At 72.5% G+C, this 23,555-nt stretch carries 23 protein-coding genes and 1 pseudogene; 10 read left to right on the top strand and 14 right to left on the bottom strand.

The window, feature by feature from the left end; genetic code table 11:
• The first annotated feature begins 85 nt into the window (after positions 1-85).
• Complete coding sequence (locus I8D64_RS05490) at positions 86-2,686, top strand: family 78 glycoside hydrolase catalytic domain (RefSeq protein WP_200501503.1); 2,601 nt, start codon at positions 86-88, stop codon at positions 2,684-2,686.
• On the opposite strand, the gene I8D64_RS05485 is transcribed toward I8D64_RS05490, so the two are convergent.
• The 4 genes from I8D64_RS05485 to I8D64_RS05470 form a co-directional block, all read right to left on the bottom strand.
• Positions 2,670-3,530, bottom strand: coding sequence for a GNAT family N-acetyltransferase (locus tag I8D64_RS05485; RefSeq protein WP_200501502.1), 861 nt, complete (start codon positions 3,528-3,530; stop codon positions 2,670-2,672). The genes I8D64_RS05490 and I8D64_RS05485 overlap by 17 nt on opposite strands.
• Positions 3,531-3,638: 108 nt before the next feature.
• Entirely contained in the window at positions 3,639-4,061 is a 423-nt protein-coding gene (locus I8D64_RS05480; RefSeq protein ID WP_343068445.1) for an HIT family protein, read from the bottom strand.
• Between the two features lie 68 nt (positions 4,062-4,129).
• Complete coding sequence (locus I8D64_RS05475; protein ID WP_200501500.1) at positions 4,130-5,026, bottom strand: phosphotransferase; 897 nt, start codon at positions 5,024-5,026, stop codon at positions 4,130-4,132.
• 11 nt (positions 5,027-5,037) lie between these two features.
• Positions 5,038-5,580, bottom strand: coding sequence for a DUF1697 domain-containing protein (locus tag I8D64_RS05470; protein ID WP_200501499.1), 543 nt, complete (start codon positions 5,578-5,580; stop codon positions 5,038-5,040).
• A gap of 191 nt (positions 5,581-5,771) precedes the next feature.
• On the opposite strand from I8D64_RS05470, the gene I8D64_RS05465 reads away from it, so the two are divergent.
• Positions 5,772-6,908, top strand: a complete 1,137-nt coding sequence (locus I8D64_RS05465; RefSeq protein ID WP_246482755.1) for an FUSC family protein — start codon at positions 5,772-5,774, stop codon at positions 6,906-6,908.
• A gap of 39 nt (positions 6,909-6,947) precedes the next feature.
• On the opposite strand, the gene I8D64_RS05460 is transcribed toward I8D64_RS05465, so the two are convergent.
• Entirely contained in the window at positions 6,948-7,259 is a 312-nt protein-coding gene (locus I8D64_RS05460; RefSeq protein ID WP_200501498.1) for a putative quinol monooxygenase, read from the bottom strand.
• A gap of 37 nt (positions 7,260-7,296) precedes the next feature.
• On the opposite strand from I8D64_RS05460, the gene I8D64_RS05455 reads away from it, so the two are divergent.
• On the top strand, positions 7,297-7,737 hold the full coding sequence (locus tag I8D64_RS05455) for a GNAT family N-acetyltransferase (protein ID WP_343068444.1): 441 nt from the start codon (positions 7,297-7,299) through the stop codon (positions 7,735-7,737).
• A 42-nt stretch (positions 7,738-7,779) separates the two neighbouring features.
• On the opposite strand, the gene I8D64_RS05450 is transcribed toward I8D64_RS05455, so the two are convergent.
• The 5 genes from I8D64_RS05450 to I8D64_RS05430 all read right to left on the bottom strand — a co-directional run bounded on the left by I8D64_RS05450 (position 7,780) and on the right by I8D64_RS05430 (position 11,296).
• Positions 7,780-8,388 (bottom strand): histidine phosphatase family protein, encoded by a 609-nt coding sequence (locus tag I8D64_RS05450; RefSeq protein ID WP_281391999.1) that lies wholly within the window; start codon positions 8,386-8,388, stop codon positions 7,780-7,782.
• Between the two features lie 104 nt (positions 8,389-8,492).
• Positions 8,493-8,978, bottom strand: a complete 486-nt coding sequence (locus tag I8D64_RS05445) for an AAA family ATPase (protein ID WP_200501495.1) — start codon at positions 8,976-8,978, stop codon at positions 8,493-8,495.
• A gap of 46 nt (positions 8,979-9,024) precedes the next feature.
• Positions 9,025-10,188, bottom strand: a complete 1,164-nt coding sequence (locus tag I8D64_RS05440; RefSeq protein WP_200501494.1) for a hypothetical protein — start codon at positions 10,186-10,188, stop codon at positions 9,025-9,027.
• The gene (locus I8D64_RS05435; RefSeq protein WP_200501493.1) at positions 10,175-10,624 is read right to left on the bottom strand and encodes a PadR family transcriptional regulator; all 450 of its coding nucleotides are present in this window, start codon (positions 10,622-10,624) and stop codon (positions 10,175-10,177) included. The genes I8D64_RS05440 and I8D64_RS05435 overlap by 14 nt, the downstream gene beginning before the upstream one ends.
• Positions 10,625-10,786: 162 nt before the next feature.
• Positions 10,787-11,296 carry a GNAT family N-acetyltransferase gene (locus I8D64_RS05430; RefSeq protein WP_200501492.1) on the bottom strand — a complete coding sequence of 170 codons (510 nt, stop codon included), beginning with the start codon at positions 11,294-11,296 and terminating at the stop codon, positions 10,787-10,789.
• Between the two features lie 82 nt (positions 11,297-11,378).
• Here I8D64_RS05430 and I8D64_RS05425 point away from each other — a divergent pair, with 82 nt between their 5' ends.
• A complete protein-coding gene (locus I8D64_RS05425) occupies positions 11,379-11,888 on the top strand; it encodes a DinB family protein (RefSeq protein WP_200501491.1) in 510 nt (169 codons plus the stop codon).
• A 209-nt stretch (positions 11,889-12,097) separates the two neighbouring features.
• A complete protein-coding gene (locus tag I8D64_RS05420; protein WP_200501490.1) occupies positions 12,098-12,562 on the top strand; it encodes a hypothetical protein in 465 nt (154 codons plus the stop codon).
• Positions 12,563-12,620: 58 nt separating this feature from the next.
• Here the strand turns inward: I8D64_RS05420 and I8D64_RS05415 are convergent, their stop codons facing one another.
• The gene (locus I8D64_RS05415; protein WP_200501489.1) at positions 12,621-14,294 is read right to left on the bottom strand and encodes a dihydrolipoyl dehydrogenase family protein; all 1,674 of its coding nucleotides are present in this window, start codon (positions 14,292-14,294) and stop codon (positions 12,621-12,623) included.
• A 101-nt stretch (positions 14,295-14,395) separates the two neighbouring features.
• Between I8D64_RS05415 and I8D64_RS17755 the strand changes: the two genes are divergently transcribed.
• From I8D64_RS17755 to I8D64_RS05390, 5 genes are all read left to right on the top strand, one after another.
• On the top strand, positions 14,396-15,052 hold the full coding sequence (locus tag I8D64_RS17755) for an FCD domain-containing protein (protein WP_200501488.1): 657 nt from the start codon (positions 14,396-14,398) through the stop codon (positions 15,050-15,052).
• 62 nt (positions 15,053-15,114) lie between these two features.
• Positions 15,115-16,563: an MFS transporter gene (locus tag I8D64_RS05405; RefSeq protein ID WP_200501487.1), complete on the top strand. Its 1,449-nt coding sequence runs from the start codon at positions 15,115-15,117 to the stop codon at positions 16,561-16,563.
• Positions 16,564-16,769: 206 nt separating this feature from the next.
• Positions 16,770-18,017, top strand: coding sequence for an ROK family transcriptional regulator (locus tag I8D64_RS05400; RefSeq protein WP_200501486.1), 1,248 nt, complete (start codon positions 16,770-16,772; stop codon positions 18,015-18,017).
• 177 nt (positions 18,018-18,194) lie between these two features.
• The gene (locus I8D64_RS05395) at positions 18,195-19,766 is read left to right on the top strand and encodes a sugar porter family MFS transporter (protein ID WP_200501485.1); all 1,572 of its coding nucleotides are present in this window, start codon (positions 18,195-18,197) and stop codon (positions 19,764-19,766) included.
• 238 nt (positions 19,767-20,004) lie between these two features.
• Positions 20,005-21,603 (top strand): sulfatase family protein, encoded by a 1,599-nt coding sequence (locus I8D64_RS05390; protein WP_200501484.1) that lies wholly within the window; start codon positions 20,005-20,007, stop codon positions 21,601-21,603.
• Positions 21,604-21,663: 60 nt separating this feature from the next.
• Here I8D64_RS05390 and I8D64_RS17185 read toward each other — a convergent pair whose 3' ends face one another.
• From I8D64_RS17185 to I8D64_RS05375, 3 genes and pseudogenes are all read right to left on the bottom strand, one after another.
• Positions 21,664-22,119: a hypothetical protein gene (locus tag I8D64_RS17185; protein ID WP_246482753.1), complete on the bottom strand. Its 456-nt coding sequence runs from the start codon at positions 22,117-22,119 to the stop codon at positions 21,664-21,666.
• Between the two features lie 8 nt (positions 22,120-22,127).
• Positions 22,128-22,448 (bottom strand): annotated as a pseudogene (locus tag I8D64_RS17895) (maleylpyruvate isomerase N-terminal domain-containing protein); the annotation flags it as partial.
• Positions 22,449-22,527: 79 nt separating this feature from the next.
• Entirely contained in the window at positions 22,528-23,514 is a 987-nt protein-coding gene (locus I8D64_RS05375) for a serine hydrolase (protein WP_200501481.1), read from the bottom strand.
• Positions 23,515-23,555: the final 41 nt, after the last annotated feature.

Genomic DNA, 23,555 nt, shown 5'->3' with positions numbered 1-23,555 from the left:
TCGGCCCGCCGGCCCCCCGACGGGCGCCCCGGCTCGATAGGATCGAACGGTCGCGTCCGACTCCACGCGCGGAGGTCCTCCCGGCATGTCGCCCCGTCACCTGTCCTCCCGCGCCAGACCGCGCCCGGAGGAGCTGCGCGTCGACCTCCAGCACCTGCCCGTCGGCGTCCCCGTGCGCGGTGCGCGCTTCTCCTGGGTGGTCCCGCAGCTGGGCGACTCCATGCAGAGGATGCACCGCATCCAGGTCGCCCGCTCGCCGCGCGGCTTCGGCAGCCCGCTCTGGGACACCGGCTGGGTGACCTCGGAGCGCTCGGTGGCCGTGCCCTACGAGGGGCCCGACCTCGACGCCTCCACCCCGTACTGGTGGCGGGTCGCCGTGGACACCGACGCACCCGGCGACTGGTCCAGCGCCCAGTGCTTCGTCACCGCGGCGGACGCCTGGGGCGGCGAGGCCATCTGGGGTCCGGTGGCGATGGACGAGTGGACCGCGGAGGACATCCCGTGGGTGCTGCTGCGCACCGAGTTCGATCTGCCCGCTCAGCCCGTCCGCGCCGCCTTCGTCGAGGCCGCGGGCCTGTCCCCGGAGGGCGGGCCGACGCCCCAGGGGCCGCGCGGCGGCCGCCAGCACGTGTACAAGCTGTGGGCGAACGCGCAGGTCGTGGGGTACGGCAGCGTGCGTTCGGGCTTCGAGGAGGCGATGTACCACGCGCATGACCTCACCGGCGTGCTGCGGCCCGGGCGCAACGCCCTCGCCGCCCTGTGCTGGGCCGAGCAGGGGAGAGCGTTCAGCGCCCGCCTGGTGGCGGTGCTGGCCGACGGCACCCGCCTCGAGGTGCCGACCTCCACCCGCTGGCGGGCGTTCAGCGGGGCGATGATGCTGCCGGGGCTCGGGGACATCGGCGGCGGCTGGTTCCGGGCCCCGCGCGAGGACTGGGACATGCGGCACGAGCCGCGCGGCTGGCAGAGCCCCGGCTTCGACGACTCCGGGTGGGACCTGGCGCTGCGCAGCGAGGTCGAGCTGCCGCCGCCGACGCCGGCGACCGTCAGCATCCGCCATCACCTGGGCGAGACCGTGCGGGCGCACCGGATGGGCGGCGGCGAGATCTGGCGGGCGGACCTCGGTCGCGAGATCGTCGGCGGGATCCGCCTCGAGGTGGTCGGCCGCGCGGGCACGCGGGTCCGGGTGCGGCTCGGGGAGGAGCTCGAGGCCGACGGCGCCGTGCGCTCCCGCCTGCGCACGAGCAACGTCTACGAGGAGACGTGGACGCTGCGCGACGGCCCGCAGACCATCGAGCACTGGGGGCTGCGCGCCTTCCGCCACGTCGAGCTCGAGGCCGACGCCGGCTCCGGCCTCGACCTCTCCCGCGCGCTGCGCCCGGTGGTGCTGCGGTCGCCCGCCGTGGGCGGCGGCTCCTTCACCTCCTCGGACCCGGACCTGGACCGCGTGTGGGAGATGTGCCGGTACTCGATCGAGGCGACCAGCCAGGACCTGTACGTGGACACCCAGTCCCGCGAGCGCCTCCCCTACGAGGGGGACGCCCTGGTCAACCAGCGCTCGCAGTACGCCGTGGAGCCGTCCTTCGCGCTCGCCCGCGCCTCGCTGGCCTTCCTCACCCGCCGCCCCACCTGGCCCGCCGAGTACCACCTGATGCCGCCGCTCATGGCATGGGAGGACTACCTGGCCACGGGCGATGACCGGCGCCTGCGCGAGGACCTCCACTTCCTCGAGCAGGGCGGTTACCAGCACCTCCTCGACGGCGACCTGGTCCGCAAGGACCCGGGCAGCGCGAGCGAGTGGGACGCCGACCTCGTCGACTGGCCCCAGAGCTCGCGCGACGGCTTCGAGTTCACCGAGGTCAACACGGTGCTCAACGCCTTCCAGGCTGCGGCTTTCCGCGCCCTCGCCCGGATCGGCGAGGCGATCGGCGACGAGCGCGTCGCGCACGGCTTCGCGGAATCGGCCGCGGCCGTGACCAGGGCACTCAACGAGCGGATGCTCGGGGACGGCCCCGCCTACGTCGACGGGGAGGGCAGCGAGCACCGCTCCCAGCACGCGACCGCGATCCCCGTCGCCCTCGGCCTCGCGCCCGACGAGCACCTCCCCGCCCTCGGCGAGTTCCTCGCCTCCGGCGGGATGCGCATGAGCGTCTACGGGGCGCAGTTCCTGCTCGACGCACTGTTCGCCGCCGGGCGCTCCCGCGAGGCGATCGCGCTGATGACGGCGCGGACCACCGAGAGCTGGTTGCACCAGATCGACGACCTGGGCGCGACCATCGTGCCCGAGGCCTGGGATCCCGCGCACAAGCCCAACATGTCCTTCTCGCACGCCTGGGGGACCGCGCCGGTGAACGTCATCGCGCGCTGGGTCCTCGGCGTCCGGGTGATCGAGCCGGGAGCTGCACGGGTGCGCATCGCCCCGCATCCCGGCCCGCTCGCCCGGATCCGAGGGACCGTGCCGACCATCCGCGGGCCCGTCGGCGTCGAGCTCGATCGCGACGCGGGCGCGCTCCTCGTGCAGGTTCCCGCGAACACGCGCGCCGAGCTCGTCCTGGACCGCGCCGAGCTCGGCATCCGGGGCCACCCGCGAATCGAGGCTCCGGGGGAGTGGGCGCTCGGCACGAGCGAGGACGAGATCGTCCTCGACGGCGTCACCGCCGGCCGGGTGGTGGTCAGCTGGCGGCCGTGAGCCGGAAGGGGCGCGTCGAGGCGGTCCGCACGAACCCGAGCGCCTCGTAGACGCGCTGCGCCTCCGGACGATGCTCGTCGACGGTCAGCGTGATCGTGCGCGCACCCATGCGAAGCGCCGCCGCATCCAGCAGACCGCGGGCGACGCCGCGCCGCCGGGCGTCCGGGGCGACCGCGAGGAAGTCGACGTACAGGGTGTCGGCCTCCTGCGTCTGACCGCTGAGGTATCCGAGCGCGCGTCCGCCTTCGATGTGCACGAACGTCGAGTACGAGCCGCCGTGCTCGAGGAGGTCCGACGTGGACGCATAGGTGCCGGGGAACTCCGCCTCGTGGAGCTCGGCGAGGCGGGTGAGATCCGCGGGGTCCGCCGGCCGGACGGTGTCGTTCGCCATGCGCGGGTCCGACGGACCATCCTCGAGCTGCTTCGCATACTCGAAGTTCGCCTCACCGGCGGCCCACCCGCACCGCTCGGCGAGCCACGCCATCTGCACGTTCTCCACTGCGGCGTACATCTCGTGACAGGCAACGGGGGCCTGGGCGATCACGGATTCCAGCAGTCCCGGCGCCTGCTGCTCCCATCGCCCCTGCCGCGTCCACGGTCCGTGGACCCACGAGCGATCCAGCTCCGTGTCCCACTCGATGAGGACGGCCCCGTCGACCCGTCCATCGGCACCCCGGCTCACGCGCAGTGTCTCCCGCCAGCCCTGGTCGAGGTTCGCGAGATCCTCGCGGATCCCCGCCTCATGGCGGCCGAGATACGCGCACGCCGTCGACGCACTGCTCTGCATCTCGAGGATCAGCTGCAGAGCCGTCTCGTGGTCTTCGGGAGAGTCGGTGGCGTGCATGGTCCGAGGTTCTCATCTGCAGAATGAAGGCAGCATCCGGTTATTCGAGGGAGGCCGATGACAAGCACTCGATCGCTCTGACTCACGCCGTCTCTATCGTGGTGGGCGTCAGCTGGCAGATCTGAGGACCGCGTCGATCGCCGCGGTGAGCTCGTCACGGAGCTTTTCGTGCTCGGGGGAGAGCGCGGTCGCAGGATCCGACCAGCGAGCGCGCGGGTGGGCCCATACGGGCATCCGTGCGAGTTCCTCACCCTCCCAGTCGTAGCGCGGCCAGACATGCGCATGCAGGAACGCGTCGGTGTTGCCGAGGATCTCGAGGTTCACGCGGCGGAACGCAGCATCGCGCGCGGAGCACACCGTCTCGACAGCCTCTCCGAGGATGTCCATGCTGGTCAGGAACGCTGCTCGCTCGTCATACGGCAGCAGTGACAGGCGGTCCACGCCAGGTCGATCGGTGATCAGCACGCAGTAGCCGGGCAGGAATTGCACGTCTCCGATAGCTGCGAAGCCGCCGGGCATGCGGGTGAGCACCGTCGGATTCGTCCCGCGCAGAGCCGTCCCCACCCGGTCGGTCTGCCAGTCATTCGCAGCTTCTGTGGTCATTGGTCCCGCCTCTCCTCGTATATGCCAGAGACTGGAGCTCTACGCAGCTGCCCGAGCCATTCCTCGCCCACGCGCTCTCCGTCGGGGAAGGCGTCTGCGACGTCGAAGCGCCAGGTCGTGGCGAGGGCCAGCGTGAGCCGTCGGCACTGGGCGAGGACTGTCGCGTCGGGGAGCGCGGAGCCGCCAGGATCGGTGCCCGCCGCGGGCCGGTAGTGCTCCGCGGCCTCGGGCGGGAGGTGCGCGAGGTCGAACTCGACCGGTCCCCGACAGCAGGTCTCGAGGTCGATGAACAGCGGACCGCGCGGCGAGTGGAGGATGTTGCCCGGATGCGGCTCGCCGTGCAGGAGCTGCTCGCGGCTCGTGGATCCCACGGCATCGCGCAGCTCCACGAGCGTGCCGCGCAGCAGCGCCCGATCGGGAGCCCGGAGCCGTGGGGAGCGCTCCGGGTCCTCGAGCAGATCGAGTGCGCTGCGGACCCGGTCGGTGAAGCGCGGCGCCGGAAGATCGATGCCGCGCATCGCTGCGTGCAGGTGCGCGAGGGCCTCGGCGAGGGCGGCGGGAGCCGCCGGCGTCCGATCGGGATCGCCGTCGGGGTCCACCCAGCTCCACAGGGAGACCTCGAAGCCGTCGCGCAGATGGGCGACCGGCTCGACCCGCGGGTCCGGGGCGACCACGGGAGCGTCCGCGTCGGCGAGACGCACGGCGAGATCCAGCTCGTACGCCGCGATCGGCTGGTCCGCCGGGCCCACGCGAGCCACGACCGCACTCGGCAGCAGGAGGAGGACCGCCTTGTTCGAGTTGCTGAGGACTCGTGCCTCGAGGGTGTCGAGTCCCTGGGCGCGGGCGATCTCGAGAGCGGCCGTGATCGCGCGGGAGAGTCGGGAGGAATCCATGCGGGAGAGGCCTAGTCCCGTTCGTCGAGGTCGTCGAGGTCGTCGAGGTCGTCGAGCATCGTCACGAGCTTCGCGACCGTGTTCATGTTCCGGGCGGTGCCGTCCTCGGCGGCGGGGATCCGCAGGCGGGAGGTGCCCATGCCGGACGGGTAGTGCACGTAGATCTCCTGCGCGCCGAGCACCATCTGCTCGTCGGCCGCGTTGCGCGCCCCCTCGAGGGCGTCGGCCGGGGGAGGCGCGTCCAGGAAGAGCGCCATCGCACGGTTTCCGGGCGCATCCGGGAACGGGTTCCTCGCGAGGACCGCGCGCATCTGCTCGGCGGTGCGCACCGCGACCCCCACCGGGCGTCCGGCGAACTCCTCGAGCCGCGTCTCGACCACGGTGCGCACCGCGTCGGCCGCATCCTCCGAGCGCAGCACGACGTTTCCGCTGGCGATATAGGTGCGCACGTCGGCGAAGCCGAGCGCGGTGCACATCTCCCGCAGCTCCGCCATCGGCAGCTTCCCGGTGCCACCGACGTTCACGGCGCGCAGCAGGACGGCATAGCTGGTCATCGTCGACCTCCTCGTGCGTCGTCCGGTGCACGCAAGCTTCCCACGGCAGCGTCTCGCGCGGGCGACGGCGCCGGAGCGGGCACCTGCGGGGTCCTGCGCGGAGCCCGCGCGGCGGTGGGTGGCGGGCGGTGGACGGCGTGCGTGAGCAGGAGTCCTCGCGTGTGCGTCTCGGGGTGCGTAGCGTGTTCGGGATGCGTCCGTTCCGACCGCGCGAGATGCCTCGACCCCGGGGCCTGCGCCCCGAGACCGTCACCGACCTCCTCCAGATCGTGAAGTCCGTGCTCGCCGCGGGGTTCGCCTGGTGGCTGGCGGCGGAGGTCCTGCATTCCACGATGCCGTTCCTCGCGCCCTGGGTCGCGCTGCTCACGGTGTATCCGACGGTCTTCGAGTCCTTCCGCCGAGGCGCCCAGTCCACGGTGGCCTCATGGCTCGGGGTGGCGCTCTCCTTCGTGGTCGGCGCGGCGCTCGGGACCTCGGTGTGGACCCTCGCAATCGCGCTCCTGGTGGCGCTCGCCCTGGCCAGGATCCGATGGATCCGGGAGGAGGGCATCGCGATCGCGACCACCGTGATCTTCGTGCTCGGGGCCGGATCGGCGGGCGACGTGGGCCTGCTGACCGATCGCATCCTCGAGGTCGCGCTGGGCGCGCTGGTGGGGATCGTGGTGAACCTGCTGCTGATCCCGCCGCTGCGCGACCGGCAGGCGGCGCGATACGTGGACAGCGTGAACCGCCGGATGGGCGAGGTGCTCATCTCGATGGCCGACGAGTTCCGCACGTCGTGGGAGACCGATCGCGCTCAGGAATGGCTCGAGGAGACCGAGTCGATGAGCAGCGACCTCGCGTCCGCATGGTCGACGGTGAGAACGGCGCACGAGAGCAGACGCGCCAACCCGCGAAATCGCCTGCGCTCTCAGCGTTCACCGGAGGAGAACGGAGCGGTACCGCCCGAGGACAGGAGCGGATACGAGCAGATCCTCGCCAGGATCGACGAGGGCGTCTCCCACCTGCGGCACATGGCTCGCACCCTGCGCGAGGCCAGCGGTGCGGAACGTCCGTGGGACCAGAAGTTCCGGGAGGAATGGGCCGATCTGGTCGGCGACACCGGGCGGTCCGTCGCGGACCCGGACGCGGACGTCGCCCCGATCCTGGACCGGATCGACGCCCTGGCCGACGCGCTCACGGGCAGGGAGGGCCTGCGCAGCACGAGTTGGCCGCTCTACGGGTCGCTGCTGACGAGCCTGCGCCACATCGTGGTCGTGGTCGACGACGTCGCGACCGCCCGCGAGGCGCGCGGGGCCGGACGCTCAAGGACCGGCGCGCAGGAGTGATGCGGTGGAGGACCGGGCCCGTCGACCCCAGGAGTCCTCTCAGGCGCCCTCGGAGCGCAGCGGCGAACCGGCAACGTCGAAGCGGAACCCGCCGAAGGCACCGCTGAGCAGTGGGCGCGCCGCGGTGATCGCGGCGGAGACGTCCGGGTCCGAGAGCGACTCGCGGTGCGCCTGCGCGCTCTCCCAGATCTCCACGACGAAGACGGTGTCGGGCTCCTCGTCGTTCGTGCCGACCTCGTAGGCGAGGCAGCCGAGCTTGCGGAGACGGTCGTTGCGCTGGATCAGCCGGGAGACGAGCTCGTCCCGTGCTCCGGCGACGGTGCCGAGGGTGCCTGCGTTCACGAAGGTCATGGGGCAAGGGTAGGACGGGGCGGAGTAGGTTCATGGAGTGCCCTCAGAGGAGACGTCGCGATTCGAGCCCGTCGATCCGTCCACCTCTCAGGCTGCCGTGAGCCTGCTCGCGACAGCATTCGCGGGCGGCGCGACCGCCAGAACGGACCGCGCGCGGGCGCTCGTCCGCTCGCGACACTCCTGGGTCCTGCGCGGCGACGACGGCCGGGTGCTCGCTGCGATTGCGGCCGGTCCGACCTCTGATGCGTCGACATGGGCCGTCGAGGCCCTCGCGGTCCGTAAGGCGTCCGGACGGCGTGGGTATGGCCGACGGATCCTGCGGGAGCTGAGGCGCACTCTTCCGGAGGGTGTCGGACTGATGGCCGAGACCGATGCGGACGTGGTGGGCTTCTACGCGGCGTGCGGGTTCTCCACGCACTCGCTCGGCGAGGTCTATCCCGGGGTCGAGCGGTTCCGCTGCGTCGCAGCACCTCGTTGATGGTCGGGTGCGAGCACGCCTCGCGACAGCGAGGGACAGCGTTCAAGCAGGCGCGTGACCGGAGTTCTGACCTCCGGGCACGTGTGAGTCATCAGCGATCGTATGCACGGCCCATGACCCGTCGCTCGGGACGAGAGACGTCACGGCCCCGCCGGGCACGCCCTGTTGGATGAGTGCTGGCGCGCGTCGCTCCAGTTCGTCGTCGCCCAGGACGGAGCGCAGCAGGTCGATCGTCGCCCCGCCATGGGTGGCGAGGACGACGACGGAGCCATCCACGGCATGGCTCTCCACCGCGCGCATCATGTCCCGCGCGGTGGAGCAGGACGAGCGGCCCCGCGGCGGCGACCAGGATCGCTCGGTGCTCGAGCGCGACCAAGCACGGACGAACTCCTCCACCGATTCACCCGCGTCGAGGTTCATGCGTTCGCGGAGCCGGAGGTCGATGTCGACGTCGAGGCCGAGCGCGTCTGAGAGCGGGGCGATGGTCTCGCGGGCGCGAGCCAGGGGACTGCTGACGAGGGCCACGGGATGCAGCCTCGTGAGGAGTCGAGCTGCGGCTTCCGCCTGTGCCCTCCCACGAGACGTCAGGACGGGGTCACCGGCTGTCCGTCGCTTCTCACCATGCTGGAGCAGGAGCACCCTCGTCGCCATCCCGGAAGTCTGACAGACGACGTGGTGCCGCAGCCCTCGCCCACTGCGACGAGCGAGGTACAGGCGGGATCACTGAGTCCGTCCCGCCGCGCACCGACCGGACGTCAGTGATGCACGGTCACCGCGTCGACGGCGGTGAGCTCGTCATCGGTCGGCGGTTCGACGAGCCCCAGGATCCGTGCGAGCTCTGTGGGCGGGATCGGCACTGCGCCGGGCGCTCCCGCTGCCGCACGCGCACCGAGCCGGCGACCCAGCTCCTCTGGTGCGACGTCGAAGACGTGCCAGTGGATGCGCGCGCCGCGGGCACGGGCGTCGGTGAACGTGCGAGTGCGCTCGGCACGCATCCAGAGGCCGTCCTCGAGGATCACGTCGACCCCGTGCTCCAGCAGGGTGAGGGCGTGGGCGTAGAGACGGGCCTGCAGCAGCTCGTGGAAGTCGGGGTCGGCCACGTCGACGCCGAGAGCGGCCTGCCAGTCGTCGGTCGAGATCCGCACGCCCGCGCCGTCGTCCTCGAGCTGCCGGGCGAGTGTCGTCTTCCCGGATCCCGGCGGACCGTGGAAGAGCGTCAGGGTGGGGGAGTCGTCGGCCACGAGGTGAGCGTAGCGGGCGGGTGACAGAGCAGTGGGGCTGGGGGATTCAGCTGGCTCGGACGGCCCGGCGCCAGGTCCTCGCGTGCCAGACGGCCTGGGCGCCGCAGACGATGACGAGCAGGGCGGGCGGCGCGACACTCCAGCTCAGCGCCCACCCCGCGTCGGCAGCATTGGCCAGCGCGAGGGCGAGCCACAGCAGCGCGAGCACGGCGAAGAAGACGGTCATGCGGCGGGCGACGGTGCGCGGGTCCTTCGGGATCTTCAGGGAGCACCCCTCGGGGGAGCCGAACTCCTCGAGCAGGGACGATCCGGCCTCCGCCGCATGGGCGCGCGCTTCGGTGAGCGCGGCGTCGACGCGCGCGTCGGTGAGGTCGTCCCGGCGGCGCAGCGCGGCGCGGGCGCGAGCCGTCCACGCGTTGTCGTCCAGGTGCGCGGAGTCCAGGATCTGCTGAGGGGTCAGGTTCTCCTCGTGCCCGGGGGCGTCCGCCGGCGCGCGCCAGAGCTTCGCGACCACCCAGGTCAGGGCCGCGTACAGGGGCACCAGGAGGATGCTCCAGCCACATGTCAGGTGGACGTCGGGGCTTCTCTGCTCGAGGAGCATGAGGATGCTCGCGGCGCCGCCGGCGCCGAGGACGACGACCGCCGCGCACAGCGCAACCACGATCGGGAAGCGGAACCGTGCGACGGTCCGCTTGTAGACCGCGATCAGCACCACGAGCAGCGCAGCGAGCAGCAGCGGCATGAGTGCGAAGCCGATCGTGAGGTCCGTCGGCCCGGCGTCACCGCCGAAGAGCAGGTCCAGGAGCTGGCTGAGGAAGAACAGGGCGCTGAGCCCGGAGGCGACGCCCAGGGTCGTCACCGCGCCCTCGCGCAGGCCCATCACCAGGGGATCCTCGAAGACGTCGAGCCCCACCTCGCGCAGCTCCTCCGCCTGCTGGTCCGCCCACTCGGAGGGCCGTCCGAACAGGGGCTTCGGGGATTCCTGGGCCTCGCTCACGGTGGCGGCCGCGTCCATGAGTTGCTTCTCGGCGACATCGATGCGCACGTCCTCGAAGACCATGCGGATGAGCGCGAGCTCGGCCCAGTCCGCGTCGCCGTCGATGCCTCGGGCGGACTGGAACGCGCGGGCCACGCGGCTCAGCTCAGGACCCGTCGGGCGTTCGGTCACGTGGGTGCGGGAGCGTGCGTCGTCGTGATCAGCTTCCATCATCGTCGGGACCTCCGATCGTGCTCGGGTGCGGGCTGGGGCTCTCGATCATCGGGGTCGGCGAGGAATCGGCCGACGTCCGGGCGCTGCCGGAGGACGCAGGCGCCAGTGCGGAGGAGAGCTCGGTGAGCCGGGAGCGCTCTGCTGCGAGGCGCTCGCGTCCGGACGCGGTGAGCGTGTACTCGCGGCGCGCCGGGCCCGACGGGCCGGGCACCCACTGGGCGACGATCGTCCCGGCCTCCTCGAGCCGCGCGAGCGCCGGATAGAGCGAGCCGCCCTTGGGGACTCCGAACCCGAGCGCGCCGACGCTCTGCGCGATCGCATACCCGTGGAGCGGACGCTCCTCGAGGCTCACCAGGATCGCGAGGGGCAGGAGTGCGCGCACCCAGGTGGAGGGCCAACGAGGGTGCGCGGCGTCGGGGGTGGGTAGGTCGGACATGGAGCTAAGTATGGCATGTACCTATTGGGTGGCGGCGGTCGTGAACGACGTCATCACGGCCGTCCAGGCCGCACGGGACGCCCGGTGCTCATCTCAAGGCCTGGATGCGGCGTTCGACTCTCGACGCTGTGTGCCTGGGAGATCCTGCGCCGTCGGTCGCTCTCACAACTCCCGCACGAACACCCGGAGCACCTCCGGCTTCCCCTGGCCGTCGACATCGGTCGCGCTGCGCATCTCGTGCGAGAACGTGAAACCGGCCTTCTCCGCCACGCGCTGCGACGCGGAATTCTCGGCCGACGCTCGGATCGCCGCCCGCTCGCCCAGGTTCCGCTCCGCGACGATCCCGCACACCAGATCGACGGCGCGCACCGCGACGCCCCGTCCGCGGATCCACGGCGCGACCCCGTAGGCGATGTTCACGTCGCCCGGCTCGAGTCCGTCGGTGACCTGCGGGTCGACGTCGACGGTGCCCACGCAGGCCCCGTCGGCCCAGATGCCGAAGGCGCGCTTCGAGCGACCCTCTGCCGCCTCGCGCTCGAGGCGGTCGACGTACTCCTCGGTGCCCTGCACCGTGCTGCGGCCTCCGCTGAGGAACCGCACCGTCGCGTCGTCCTCGGCGGTGACGATCGCGCGCGCGTCCTCGCGACGGAGCGGCCGCAGCGTGATGTCCACGGCGCGAAGATAGGGCGGGCTCGCGGGACTTGACAAGGAAATTCCCTGGCCACGGACGGTCTCGGGCCGCAGACTTCCCGCCATGGACGACACGAGACGCTTCGGCCCCATGGTCGCGGGGGAGCGAGAGACCCTGGATCACTGGGTCGACTTCTATCGCGAGACCCTGCTGCTGAAGATCGACGGCCTGGACGCCGCGCAGCTGTGCAAGAGGCCCCTCCCGCCCTCCACCCTGAGCCCGATCGGGATCCTCCGCCACCTCACCGAGGTCGAGGCGTACTGGCTGCGCGAGGTCACGCTCGACGAGGAGCTCCCCGACTACTACTGCACGCAGACCAGCCCCGACGGCGACTTCGAGGACGCCGACCCCGCCACCGCGCTCGCCGACGTCGAGCGCTACCGCCGCGAGATCGAGACCACGCGCGCCGCCGCGGCGAGCTGGACGGACCTCGACGGCCCGGTGCGCGGACTGCGCCGCGGGGAGCGCGTGAACCTGCGATGGATCCTCACCCACCTCATCGAGGAGTACGCCCGGCACCTGGGGCATCTCGACCTCGTGCGCGAGGCGATCGACGGCCGCGTCGGGTACTAAGGGATGCCGCGGCGGGGTCACCGCAGGGCAGAGAGGAGGAGTGATTCATCGCGCCGCGACGGCATTCCTCCCGATGACAGCCGACTCGTCCACAGTGCCGGGTGTGCCCTGGTGGGGATCGCCGGTCCTGGCTGGGGTCGTCACGTCGCGAGGCCTCACCGACCGAGGCGCAGGGCCGGGTCACCTCGCGACGAGGGGGATGGGAAGGCATGATCATCTGGCGCGGCTGGGGAATCCTCGCGGTCCTGTACATCGGGGCGCTGATCGGACTGCTCGTGGGAGGCCTCGGCGCGGGCGTGCTGCGCTTCGAGGGAGCGATGCCGCTGATGGCGGGCGTCGCGCTGCTCCTCGGCGGCGCGATCACCACGCTGCACGGCTGGTACGTGAACATCACGGCTCCGCGCAGCCGCGCGACCGCGTGGGCGCTCGAGGCCGAGCCCAAGATGCAGGCGGCCGCCCAGGCCGGTGCCTTCGCGATCGACGGCGTCATGCCCCGCAGTCGCGAAGAGGCCGATGCCATGATCGACGCGGAGATCACCCGCGGCCGAGCAGTCATCGGCCGCCACGGCCCGCACTCGCTGTTCTTCGTGCCGATGGAGGCCATCGGCATCCTCGCCATGGTGAGCGGCCTCGGATTCCTCGGCGTCGGGGTGTTCCGGACGATCATGGGGTGAGCGCTGAGCGCTGAGCGCTGAGCGCTGAGCGCGCGCCGCGCCCAGCGCCGCGGCCCCGCTACTCTCGCCGCCCCTGCGGCGCCGCGTGCCGGTACTCGCGCGGCAGCTCCTCGAGCAGACGCAGCCACAGCTCGGAGGCCGTCGGGTAGCTCGGCACCGCGTGGCGCAGCACGTCGACCGGGATCTCGCCGACGATCGCGACGGTCGCCGCGTGCACGATCTCCGCGGCGTCCGGGCCCGCGAAGGTCGCCCCGAGCAGCCGGCGGGTCACCGCGTCCACGACGATCTTCGCGACCCCGGAGGCGTCGTCGCGCAGCAGCGCGCTGCCGGCCGACCCCTCGAAGGGCACCTGGGCGACGACCACGTCGAAGCCCGCGTCCCGCGCCGCGCTCTCGATGAGCCCGACGCTCGCCACCTGCGGATCCGTGAACACGACCTGCGGGACCGCCCGGCCCTCCGCGACCGGCTCGGGAGGAGGCGTGGGCTCGACGTCCGCGAGGGCGGCGTCCCGGATCTCCTCGCCGATCACGCGCGCCCGGTACTTGCCCCAATGGGTGAGCGGCGCCTCGCCGCTCGCATCCCCGACGGCCCGCAGCCAGTCGGGCAGAGCCCCGCCCCTGACATCGTTGGGGGAGAGTCCGACGGCCTCGAGCCCCACGTCCTGCAGTCGGGGCCGACGGCCGGTCGCCACGAGGATCTCGTCGGCCGTGAAGTCCCCATCTTCCTCGCCGCTGTTACCACCCCTGGCCCCACCGTCCTGCGCACCGGCTCCCGCCGTGCCGGTTCCCGCTGCGCCCGCGATGTGCACCCGCACCTCGCCGCCGTGCACGCGACCGATCCCGCTCTCCTCGGCGGCGTCCTGCGAGACGCCATCCCGCGTGGCGTGCTGGGCCGAGGCGCCGGTGATGACGCGGACCCCGATCGCCTCGAGACCCGTGCGCACGTGCTCGGAGGCCTCGGGCTCCGCCGACGGCAGCAGACGCTCGCCGCGCACCAGCATCGTGACCTCGCTGCCCAGTGCGCGCATCCACGTCGCCGCCTCGCAGGCGACCACGCCGCCGCCGACGATCAGCAGGCGCCCCGGCACCTCCTTCACCCCGGTCGCATCGCGCGAGGTCCACGGCGCGAGCTCACGGTAGGGCGCGGGGATCACCGGCTCGCTGCCGGTCGCGAGCACGACCGCCCGGCGGGCGCGCAGCACGCGGGGCGCGTCGTCGCCGGCAGGCGCCCCGTCGGAGCCCGCCCCGTCGGCCGGTCGCACGGTCACCTCGCGCTCACCGCTGAGCGCCCCGTGGCCGCGCACCACGGTGAGGCCCGCGCCCTCGGCCCACTGCACCTGGCCGGTGTCGTCGTAGTGGGAGACCCAGTCGTCGCGCCGCGCGAGCAGCTCCTCGACGTCGATCTCCGGGGTGGTGATGCCCGGCAGGTGCGCGGCCGCGGCGCGCACGTCGAGCGGGCGCAGCAGCGCCTTCGAGGGCATGCACGCCCAGTAGGAGCACTCCCCGCCCATGCGCTCGCCCTCGACGATCGCCGCGGTGAGCCCCGTGCCCTCGATCGCGTACTGGGCGGCGTTCTCGCCGACGGGTCCGCCGCCGAGGACGATCACGTCGACCTCGAGGACGTCGTCGGAGGGGGCGGACGCGGAGGTCGGCGGTGCGTCGGACGAAGAAGTGGGAACTGGGGAAGCGGAGGCGGAGCGCGAGGCTCCGGCGGTCCGCGGATCGCTCGTCATGTGAGCCACGCTACGCGCGTCGGGCCGCCCGCGCGTTCCCTCGCTCACGCGACCCTGTGGGCTTGCGTGCAAGCTTGCATGCAAGCCTCTAGGCTGGAGTCGTGAACTTCGAGAACGACGAGAGCGCATCGCCCGCACAGGCTGCGGCCGAGCGCGCATACGAGCACGTCAAGGGCGCCATCATCCGCGGCGAGCTGGCCGGCGGGGAGAGCGTCAGCGAGAACGCGCTGCGCCGCGAGCTCGACCTCTCCCGCACCCCCATGCACGAGGCGTTCCTGCGCCTGGCCGCCGAGGGCCTGCTGAGCCTCGAGCACCGACGCGGCGCCGTCGTGCGTCCCATGCCCCCGCACGAGGCCCGCGACGTGCTCGAGATGCGCGAGGCCATCGAGTCCGCCGCAGCGGCCCGCGTCATCGCCGACGGCGCGGCGGGGGACCTTGCGTCCGCCCTCGAGAGCCTGCTGGAGGAGCAGTCCCGTGCGATCGAGGCCGAGGACGTCCCGGTCTTCATCGACGCCGACTCGCGCTTCCACTCCGCCGTCATCGAGGGCTCGGGCAACACCGTCGCCGTCATGTTCACCGCGACCCTGCGCGACCGCCAGCAGCGCCTGCGCCACCAGCTCATGCGCGTGCGCCCCGAGCAGCTGCAAGCCTCTCTCGAGCACCACCGGGAGCTCGCCCGCGCGCTCGCCGAGGGCGACGCCACCGCCTATGCCCGCACCCTGCACGAGCACGTCGCCTCGCATCGAGGTGCCCTGTGAGCGTCACGGAGACGACGACGAAGACCGAGACAGCGACCGGGAGCAGAGCGGGGACGACAGCGGTGACCGACACGGAGGTCCGGGCGGGGCCGGAGCCGCTCGACGAGTCTGCGACCGGGGCGACGACGGCCCTCGCCGTCCCGTCGGCAGCGGAGGAACCGGCGGCTCCGGGCCGCCGCACAGGTCTCGGCGGGGTGAAGCCCTGGATCGCCGCCTGGGGCGCCGTGTTCGTGTGCTCCTGGGCGGGCAACCAGTTCAGCCCGCTCCTGCTCATGTACGAGGACCGGGAGCACCTCTCCTCGCTTTTGGTGAACATCTTCCTGGGCGTCTACGTGCTCGGGCTCGCGCCGGCCCTGCTGCTCGCCGGGTCCCTCTCCGACCGGCATGGCAGGCGTCCGCTCATGCTGGTCGGCGTGCTCGCGGCGCTGATCGGGAGCGTCCTACTCGCCCTCGGGCTCACCGGGGCGCTCTTCCTGGCGCTGGGCCGGCTGTTCTCCGGCATCTCCGTGGGCGTCGCGATGGCCGTGGGCAACGCCTGGATCAAGGAGCTGTCCCAGGGGCGCTTCGACCCCGGTGCCGCCGAGGACTCCGGTGCGCGCCGCGCATCCCTCGCCTTCACCACGGGCTCGGCGGCCGGAGCGCTGCTGGCCGGGCTCGTCGCCCAGTGGGGCCCGCTGCCCGAGGTGCTGCCCTTCCTCGTGCACCTCGCGCTGACCGTCCCCTTCCTGGTGATCGTCGCGCGCCTGCCCGAGGGGCGCGTCCCCGGCGGTCTTCCCGGGCCCTGGTGGCGCCAGCTCGGCGTGCCGAGCGCCGGGCACCGCCGGTTCACGCGCGTCGTGCTGCTGGGGGCGCCGTGGATCTTCGGCTCCGCCGCGATCGGCTACGGCTACCTGCCCACGCAGCTGGCCGGCGCGACCGGCACCTGGGGCCTGGTGTGCGCGACCGCCGCCACGGTGATCGCGCTCGGCGTCTCCAGCGCGATCCAGCCGCTCGCCCAGAGGGTGCACTCGCTCGAGTCCGCCCGGGGGCTCGTCGCGGCCGTGGGGATCATGCTGCTGGGCACCGCCGCCGTCGCCCTCGCGATCCGCACGCAGTCGGTGGCGATCGGCCTGGGCGCGAACGTCGTGATCGGCGTGGGCATGGGCATCGCGCTGGTCTCCTCCCTGCTCGAGGTGCAGCGCATCGCCGGTTCGCGCGATCTCGCCGGGCTCACGGGCGTCTTCTACGCCGCCGCATACGCGGGCTTCCTCGCCCCCGCGGTGATCGCCGCCGTCGCCCACCTCGTCGACGTGCAGGTCGTGCTCGCCGTCATCGTGGCCCTGGGTGCGGTGTGCTGGGTCGGGATCCTCGTCTCCTCCCGCCGCCATCTCCCGGCCGACGAGCGCCATCTCGCGGCAGACGGGGGCCATCTCGCGGCAGATGAGCGCCACCTCGCGGCCGACGAGCGCCACCTCGCGGCAGACGGTCCCGGTGCGCGTGAGGACAGGCTGGTCGCGGCCACCGGTCGCTGAGCACGGCCCCCCGCCGCATCGAGCATCGCTCGAGCATCGAAAGGTGAGTTGTCGTCGTATCCCGACGTCGAGAGGTGAGTTGTGGTCGTCAAAAGGGCGCTTTGACGACAACAACTCACCTCTCGGTGCGATGTGACCTGCGTCCCATCTCGTCGGTGATTCTGCACCGGCGAGATGGAGGAATTCGCCGCCCCTAGCGTGGGGGCATGTCCACGACGGGGTCGCTGCCGACTCCCGCCCATCCGCGCGAGGCCGAAGTCATCGACGCCTTCCGCGGCGGCGGGACGCTCACCCGCGCGCTCATCGCGGAGTCGACGGGCCTGAGCCGCTCGACGGTCTCCGCCGTGCTCACCGGCCTGGTCGAGGAGGGCGCCGTCGAGGTCGTCGGCCACGACGAGCAGCCCGGCCGCGGACGCCCCACCGAGCGCGTCGCGATCGACCGGACCGCCGTGCGGGCGATCGGCATCGACCTCGCCCACGGCGCGGTCCGCATCGTCCACCTGAACACCCTCGGCGAAGTCCTCGCGAGCCGGGAGCAGACCCACGACGAGAGCCTCGGCGCCGCCCGTCGCCGGCAGCTCGTGCTGCGCATGCTCGCGGAGCTCGACGCCGCGAAAGGCGCAGATGGCGCAGACGCCGCGGACGCCGCGGACGCCGCGGGCGGCGCGGACGGCCCGGAAGCCGCGGGCGCCGCAGACGGCTCCGGGGAACCCGCGGGGCCGGTGGAGCCGGGGAGGTCCACCCGCCGGACCGCGCTGCGCGGCGTCGGCCTCGGGATCTCGGGCCCCGCCGCGCTCACGCGTCCCGAGCGTGCGCCCTGGCACGGGCTCGTCGAAGCCCTGGAGGCGCGCTACGGCGTGCCCGTCCACGTCGACAACACGACCCGCTGCGCCGCCTTCGCCGAGCACCTCGCCGCGGGCGACGGCCACCGCATCACTCTGCACGTGCGCTGCTACCAGGGCGTCGGCGGCGGCGTGGTGCGCGACGGCGCGCTCGACCTGGGGGCCGACGGCATGGCCGGCGAGATCGGCCATCTGCCCGTCGAGATCCCCGGCATGGCCTGCCGCTGCGGACGCTCCGGATGTCTCGAGACCGTCGCCTCGACGCCGGCGGTGCTCGCCGCTCTGCGCAGCCACGGCGTGGTGCTGCGCTCGCCGTCCGCGCTGCGCGACGCGCTCGCGGAAAACGCCCCGCAGCTGCGCGGGGTGCTGGATCGCGTCGCCCGCGCGATCGCTCGGGCGCTCGTGCTGGCCACCACCATCGTCGACCCCGACGAAGTCATCCTCACCGGCGACCTCTTCGACGCCGACGACCGCCTCCTCGAGACGATCCGCCCGCTCGTCGCCGAGAGCGTGGGGGAGCGGTTCCCCCTGATCCCCCTCGAGCGCGGACGGCTCGACGCCTTCGCAGGCGCCACCGGCGCCGCCCTCGTCGTCCTCCACCCCCGCACCTGAACCTCCGCCGCGACCGGGGCGTCGGCGCAGCGCACATCGTCGCGCCCGTCCGAATCCCCGCCTCGCACTCCGCTACACACCCCGCTACACACCCCGCTTCACACCCCGCTGTGCCCAACGGGCCGCAGCCCGCCGCAGCCCGTACCGCCCCCGCCGACCAGGAAAGGACCTGATCGCATGACACACCCCGACCCCTCGACGACCGCCGGGCCCGGTCCGGACGTCCCCGCCCCCGAGGCGACGCCCGTCGTCCCGCCCGCCGCGCGGCGCCGCGCCCTCGGTGCGGCGCTGGCCGCCTCCATCTCCGGCCTGATGTTCGGCTGGGACGCGATGTCCCTGAACGTCATCAAGAACGCGCTCGCCTTCCACACCGGCGCGAGCACCGGGATGCTGGGCTTCGCCGTCGCCTTCGGCGTGCTCACCGCGGTGCTCGGCGCGTTCCTCGCCGGACGGCTCTCGGATCGCATCGGCCGACGGGCGATCATGATCGTCGCCGCCATCCTGTTCATCGTCTCCTCCGTGGGCACAGCCTTCGTGGGCGACTCGATGGCGATGTTCCTGTTCTGGCGGATCTTCTCCGGGATGGCGATGGGCGCCGCGATGACCATCGCCCCTGCCTACGTCTCGGAGACGTCACCCGCCTCCATGCGCGGCATGCTCGTCTCCCTGCGCCAGTTCATGCTGATCATCGGACTGTTCGTGTGCGGGCTGCTGGGCGATGCGATGCTCGCCGCCGCGCCCGCCCCGCAGGGCGACGCACCGCTGTCGACCTCACAGTTGGGCCTGCTCGGCCTCCATCTGGAGGTCTGGCAGTGGGCGTTCCTCTCGGTCGCCCTCGGCGGCGTGATCTACCTGGTCGCCTCGCTGCTCATCCCCGAGTCGCCCCGCTTCCTCATCGCCCACGGCCGCACCGACCAGGCCCGCGCCGTGCTCGCCCGCACCGTCGGCGAGGAGGGCGTGGACCAGCGCGTCGAGGAGATCACCCGCTCCCTCACCGACCACGGGTCCGGCCACGGCTCCGGCCGACGGGGCAGCGGCTTCCGCGCCCTGCTCGTCCCCGGCACGTCCCGCCTGCAGCGCATCGTCTGGGTGGGCATCGGTCTGGCCGCGCTGCAGCAGCTGGTCGGCATCAACGCGATCTTCTACTACGCCACGACGATCTTCGCGACCATCGGCTTCGGCGAGCAGGACGCCCTGAAGCAGACCCTCGTGCTCACCGCCGTGAAGGTCGTCGCGATCATCCTGGGCATGCTGCTCGTGGACCGGGTGGGCAGGCGACCGCTGCTGCTCTGGGGGTCGATCTCGATGTTCGCCGCGCTCATGGTCACCGCCGTCATCATGCTCACCGCGCCGCAGGTCGCGCAGGACGGCGGCGGCACCGCCCCCGATCTCGCCTCCTCGCCGGTGCTCGGCATTCTGGCGCTGGTCGCGCTGTGCCTGTACGTCGGCGCCTACGCGGGGACGTGGGGCCCGATCATGTGGGTGCTCATCGGCGAGATGTTCCCCAACCGCATGCGCGGTGCCGCGACCTCCGTCGCGGGCGGCGTCGAGTGGGCCTCGAACTTCGCGGTCACCCTCACCTTCCCGGTGCTCGCGGCCTGGTCGATCGGGACCACGTACGCGGTCTACGCGATCATCGCGCTCGCCTCGATCCTCTTCGTCCTCAAGCTCGTGCCCGAGACCAAGAACCTCGAGCTCGAGCAGATGGACGACATCGCCGACGCCCCCGCCGCCTCCGCCCGCACCTGACCGACCTGACGCCCCTCGCACCCGGGCGCCGTGCCCCCGCACCCCGGACGCCCCACGCGCCCCGTCGGGCCGTGAGAAGTACGAAACGGTTGCCAAGAGCGTCCATCACAACGATTTCGTACTTCTCACGGCCCAGGCCCAGGCCGAAGCGGGCCCCGGGCCCGGGGTGCGGGGCGGCTCGCGGCCTCGTTCTTCGTCCCACCGCACGTTCCTCGTCCTCGATGGAAGGATTCCGATCATGACCTCCGGCTCCGCCACCTCCGCCACCGGCACCACCGCGCCCGACACCGCCCCCGGCAGCCACGCAGCCCCCGGCACGGTCCCCGGCGCCCCCGACGCCCCCGGCTCCGCCCGCCGGAGCATCCTCATGCTCATGACGGACCAGCATCGGGTCGACACCCTGGGCTGCTACGGGAGTCCGGTCTGCCGCACCCCGCACCTCGATGCCCTCGCGGCCCAGGGCACGCGCTTCGAGAACTGGTTCACGCCCACGGCGATCTGCACGCCGGCGCGCGCGTCCCTGTTCACGGGGGCGGCTCCGTTCCGGCACAAGCTGCTGGCCAATCACGAGCGCAACGTCGGCTACATCGAGGACCTGCCCGAGGACCAGTGGACCGTCCCCGAGGATCTGCGGGCGAGCGGCTACGAGTGCGGGCTGGTCGGCAAGTGGCACGTGGGGGAGGAGCGCACTGCCGCCGACTTCGGCTTCGAGGCCGAGCACTACCCGGGCTGGCACAACGCCGTGGACCACCCCGACTACCTGGCATGGCTCGAGGAGAACGGGCATCCTCCGTACGAGATCAGCGACCGCATCCGCGGCACCTTCCCCAACGGCGAGGTCGGCAACCTCATGGCCGCGCGCCTGCACCAGCCCGTCGAGGCGACGTTCGAGCACTACCTGGCCGACCGCACCATCGAGATGCTCACCCGGTACGCGCAGGGGGCGCGCAGCGGCGAGGTGCCGTTCTTCGTGGTCTCGAGCTTCTCCGGGCCCCACCTGCCCTACGTGATCCCCGACGAGTACTTCGACATGTACGACCCGGCGGACGTCGAGCTGCCCCGCTCGGTCGCCGAGGATTTCGCCGACAAGCCGCCGGTGCAGCGCAACTACTCCGGGCACTGGGCCTTCGACACCATGACGGAGGAGCAGTCGCGCAAGCTCATCGCCGTCTACTGGGGCTACGTGACCATGATCGACCGCGAGTTCGGGCGGATCCTCGACGCGCTCGACGAGCTCGGCCTCGCGGACACCACAGCTGTCGCGTTCAGCTCGGACCACGGCGAGTTCACCGGCTCCCACCGCCTGCACGACAAGGGCCCCGCGATGTACGACGACATCTACCGCACGGGCGGCATCCTGCGCGTCCCCGGCTGCCCGCCCCAGGTGCGGGAGGAGTTCGTGAGCCTCATCGACCTGCCCGCGACCTTCCTGGACCTCGCCGGTCGGCCGACGGATCCCGCGGTGGACTCCCGCTCCCTGCTGCCGATCGTGCGGGGAGAGCATCCGGAGTGGGGCGAGAACGTGCTGTGCGAGTTCCACGGCCACCATTTCCCGATCGCCCAGCGCATGCTGCGCGGGCCCCGCTTCAAGCTCGTGGTGAACCCCGAGTCGCGCAATGAGTTCTACGACCTGCGCTCGGACCCCGACGAGCTCTCCAACCGCTTCGAGGACCCTCTGCTCGAGGAGCCGCGCCGGGCGATGCTCGCCGAGCTCTACGATCGCCTGCGCGAGCGCGGCGACAACTTCTACCACTGGATGAGCTCGATGGACGCCGTGGGCCACCTCGACCACGACCCGACGATGTCGGGACTCGACGAGTCGACCTATCGGGGCTGACGGGCGGGAAGGCGTCGCCGTCCGGCGTCATCGGCCCGGCACGCCGCCGGCTCGACTCCCTCAGCCGACGGGGTAGGGGAGGCCCTGCGCGATCCGGGGAGGGAGGGCCGCGAGCTCCTCGGCCGACGGGTCGCGCCGGCGCGTGAGGATCCGCAGCAGGTCCGCGTCGGGGACATCGATCAGCGGCGCGTCGCCCGATCCGGTGATGACCCGGATCAGCAGCCCGCGGGCGCGCGCGAGGGAGGCGGCCGACGGGCCGGGCCTGCTCGTCGTTCCCTCGACGAGGTCCAGGTGGTGCAGCGTCCACTCGAGCACGTAGGCGTCCGCGAAGTCCCCCGCGCTCAGCACCATGCCCTGAGTCTCGACGAGTCGGTCCGGATCGGCGTCCCGCACTGCTCGCGCGGCGGCGGACCCCAGGTCGTCGAGGTGGAAGATGAGCGGGGCGGGATCCTCGTAAGCCGCGGCGAGGCGGGGGATGAGCGCATCAACCGGGTCCTCGCCCGTCGGCGCATCCACGATGCTCCAGTAGCCCGCAGAGTCCGCGGGACGCTGCAGCTCCGCGTCGGCCGACGTCGCGCCGCTCGACCCGGCTGACGTCGCGGCGCTCGTCCCGGCCGGGGTCGCACCCCGGCCCCCGTCCCCGCCGGGGTCGCGAGCGTGATGAGCACGTCCTGCACGTCGATCACCAGGTGGCAGACGAGGTCGCGCACCAGCCAGCCGCGGCACCCCGACGGGTGGGCGAAGGCCTCGGCAGGGAGCGCGTCGACGGCGCGCCGCAGACCGCTCCACGCCTCGAGGAAGGCCTCGATCTGGGCGTCCCTGCCCGGTGCTGCTGTCCGCCCCATCACGCACCTCGCTCCTCGCGCCGTGTGAGGGATCGTGCCACGCCCTCCGGGGCGGCGTCGTGCCCGACGCGGTGGGCACTCAGTCCAGGGCGTCCACCACGTGCCGGGTGACCTGGGCGATCAGGTCCGCCGGCAGCTCGGCGTCCTCGGTGCGGCCCGTCGTGTAGACGGCGAGCACGAGGGGCGCCGCATGCGGGCGGGTGATCACGGCGATGTCGTTGCTGGTGCCGTAGCCGCCGGCGCCCGTCTTGTCGGCAACGGTCCAGGACGACGGGACGCCCGCGCGGATCGCCGCGTCCCCCGTCGTGTTCGTGCGCATCATCGCGAGCAGCTGCGCCGAGCGGTCGCGTCCGAGGGCACTGCGCCCAAGCTCAAGCCCAAGCCCGTGCCCGTGGCCGTGCCCGTGGCCGTGGCCGTGGCCGTGGCCGTGGCCGAGCGTCGCAAGCTCCAGATCGGTTGCCATCTGGACGGGCGTGGTCGTGTCGCGGGCATCGCCAGGGATCGCGGTGTTCAGCTCAGGCTCGGTGCGGTCGATCCGGGTGACGGGATCGCCGAGGTGCCGGAGCCGGCGCTGCACCGCGTGCGGCCCGCCGAGCTCCCTGAACAGCAGGTTCTGGGCCGTGTTGTCGCTGCGGGTGAGCGCGGCGTCGACGAGGTCGATGAGGCGCATCCCCTCGTCCACGTGCTCGGCGGTGACGGGGGAGTACTCCTCGAGATCCTCGGCGGTGAAGCGGATGATCTGCTGCAGCCGCTTCTCGGAGGCCTCGCGCAGGACGAGCGCCGAGGTGAGGACCTTGCCGGTGGAGGCGAGGGCGAAGCGCTCGCGGCCGCGATGGGTGAGAGCGCGGGAGTCGCCGACGACGCGGGCGCTCACCCCGATCCGGGCGTCATGGGCGGTCTCGAGGTCCGCGAGGGCGCCCCGGAAATCCCGCCGTGCGTCTCTGCGCTCGTCGGCATCGGCGTCGGCATGGGCGTCGGCAGCGGGATCGGCGCGGGCCGCGGAGGTCGCGAGGAGGCCCGGTGTGATCGCGGCGGCGGAGAGCAGGGCGCGTCGAGGGATCGTCATGCAGCCATCCTCGCGCCCACGCCCGAGCGCCTCAAGGCGAG

Source organism: Brachybacterium halotolerans (assembly GCF_016623465.1).
Taxonomy (GTDB): Bacteria; Actinomycetota; Actinomycetes; order Actinomycetales; family Dermabacteraceae; genus Brachybacterium; species Brachybacterium halotolerans.
This window is presented reverse-complemented; position numbering and strand designations above follow the sequence as displayed.

Coding starts and splice junctions, on each gene's coding strand:
- I8D64_RS05490 (WP_200501503.1), top strand. CDS start 86: ATGTCGCCCCGTCACCTGTCCTCCCGCGCCAGACCGCGCCCGGAGGAG.
- I8D64_RS05485 (WP_200501502.1), bottom strand. CDS start 3,530: ATGCACGCCACCGACTCTCCCGAAGACCACGAGACGGCTCTGCAGCTG.
- I8D64_RS05475 (WP_200501500.1), bottom strand. CDS start 5,026: ATGGATTCCTCCCGACTCTCCCGCGCGATCACGGCCGCTCTCGAGATC.
- I8D64_RS05470 (WP_200501499.1), bottom strand. CDS start 5,580: ATGACCAGCTATGCCGTCCTGCTGCGCGCCGTGAACGTCGGTGGCACC.
- I8D64_RS05465 (WP_246482755.1), top strand. CDS start 5,772: ATGCGTCCGTTCCGACCGCGCGAGATGCCTCGACCCCGGGGCCTGCGC.
- I8D64_RS05460 (WP_200501498.1), bottom strand. CDS start 7,259: ATGACCTTCGTGAACGCAGGCACCCTCGGCACCGTCGCCGGAGCACGG.
- I8D64_RS05450 (WP_281391999.1), bottom strand. CDS start 8,388: ATGGCGACGAGGGTGCTCCTGCTCCAGCATGGTGAGAAGCGACGGACA.
- I8D64_RS05440 (WP_200501494.1), bottom strand. CDS start 10,188: ATGATGGAAGCTGATCACGACGACGCACGCTCCCGCACCCACGTGACC.
- I8D64_RS05435 (WP_200501493.1), bottom strand. CDS start 10,624: ATGTCCGACCTACCCACCCCCGACGCCGCGCACCCTCGTTGGCCCTCC.
- I8D64_RS05425 (WP_200501491.1), top strand. CDS start 11,379: ATGGACGACACGAGACGCTTCGGCCCCATGGTCGCGGGGGAGCGAGAG.
- I8D64_RS05420 (WP_200501490.1), top strand. CDS start 12,098: ATGATCATCTGGCGCGGCTGGGGAATCCTCGCGGTCCTGTACATCGGG.
- I8D64_RS05415 (WP_200501489.1), bottom strand. CDS start 14,294: ATGACGAGCGATCCGCGGACCGCCGGAGCCTCGCGCTCCGCCTCCGCT.
- I8D64_RS05400 (WP_200501486.1), top strand. CDS start 16,770: ATGTCCACGACGGGGTCGCTGCCGACTCCCGCCCATCCGCGCGAGGCC.
- I8D64_RS05395 (WP_200501485.1), top strand. CDS start 18,195: ATGACACACCCCGACCCCTCGACGACCGCCGGGCCCGGTCCGGACGTC.
- I8D64_RS05390 (WP_200501484.1), top strand. CDS start 20,005: ATGACCTCCGGCTCCGCCACCTCCGCCACCGGCACCACCGCGCCCGAC.
- I8D64_RS05375 (WP_200501481.1), bottom strand. CDS start 23,514: ATGACGATCCCTCGACGCGCCCTGCTCTCCGCCGCCGCGATCACACCG.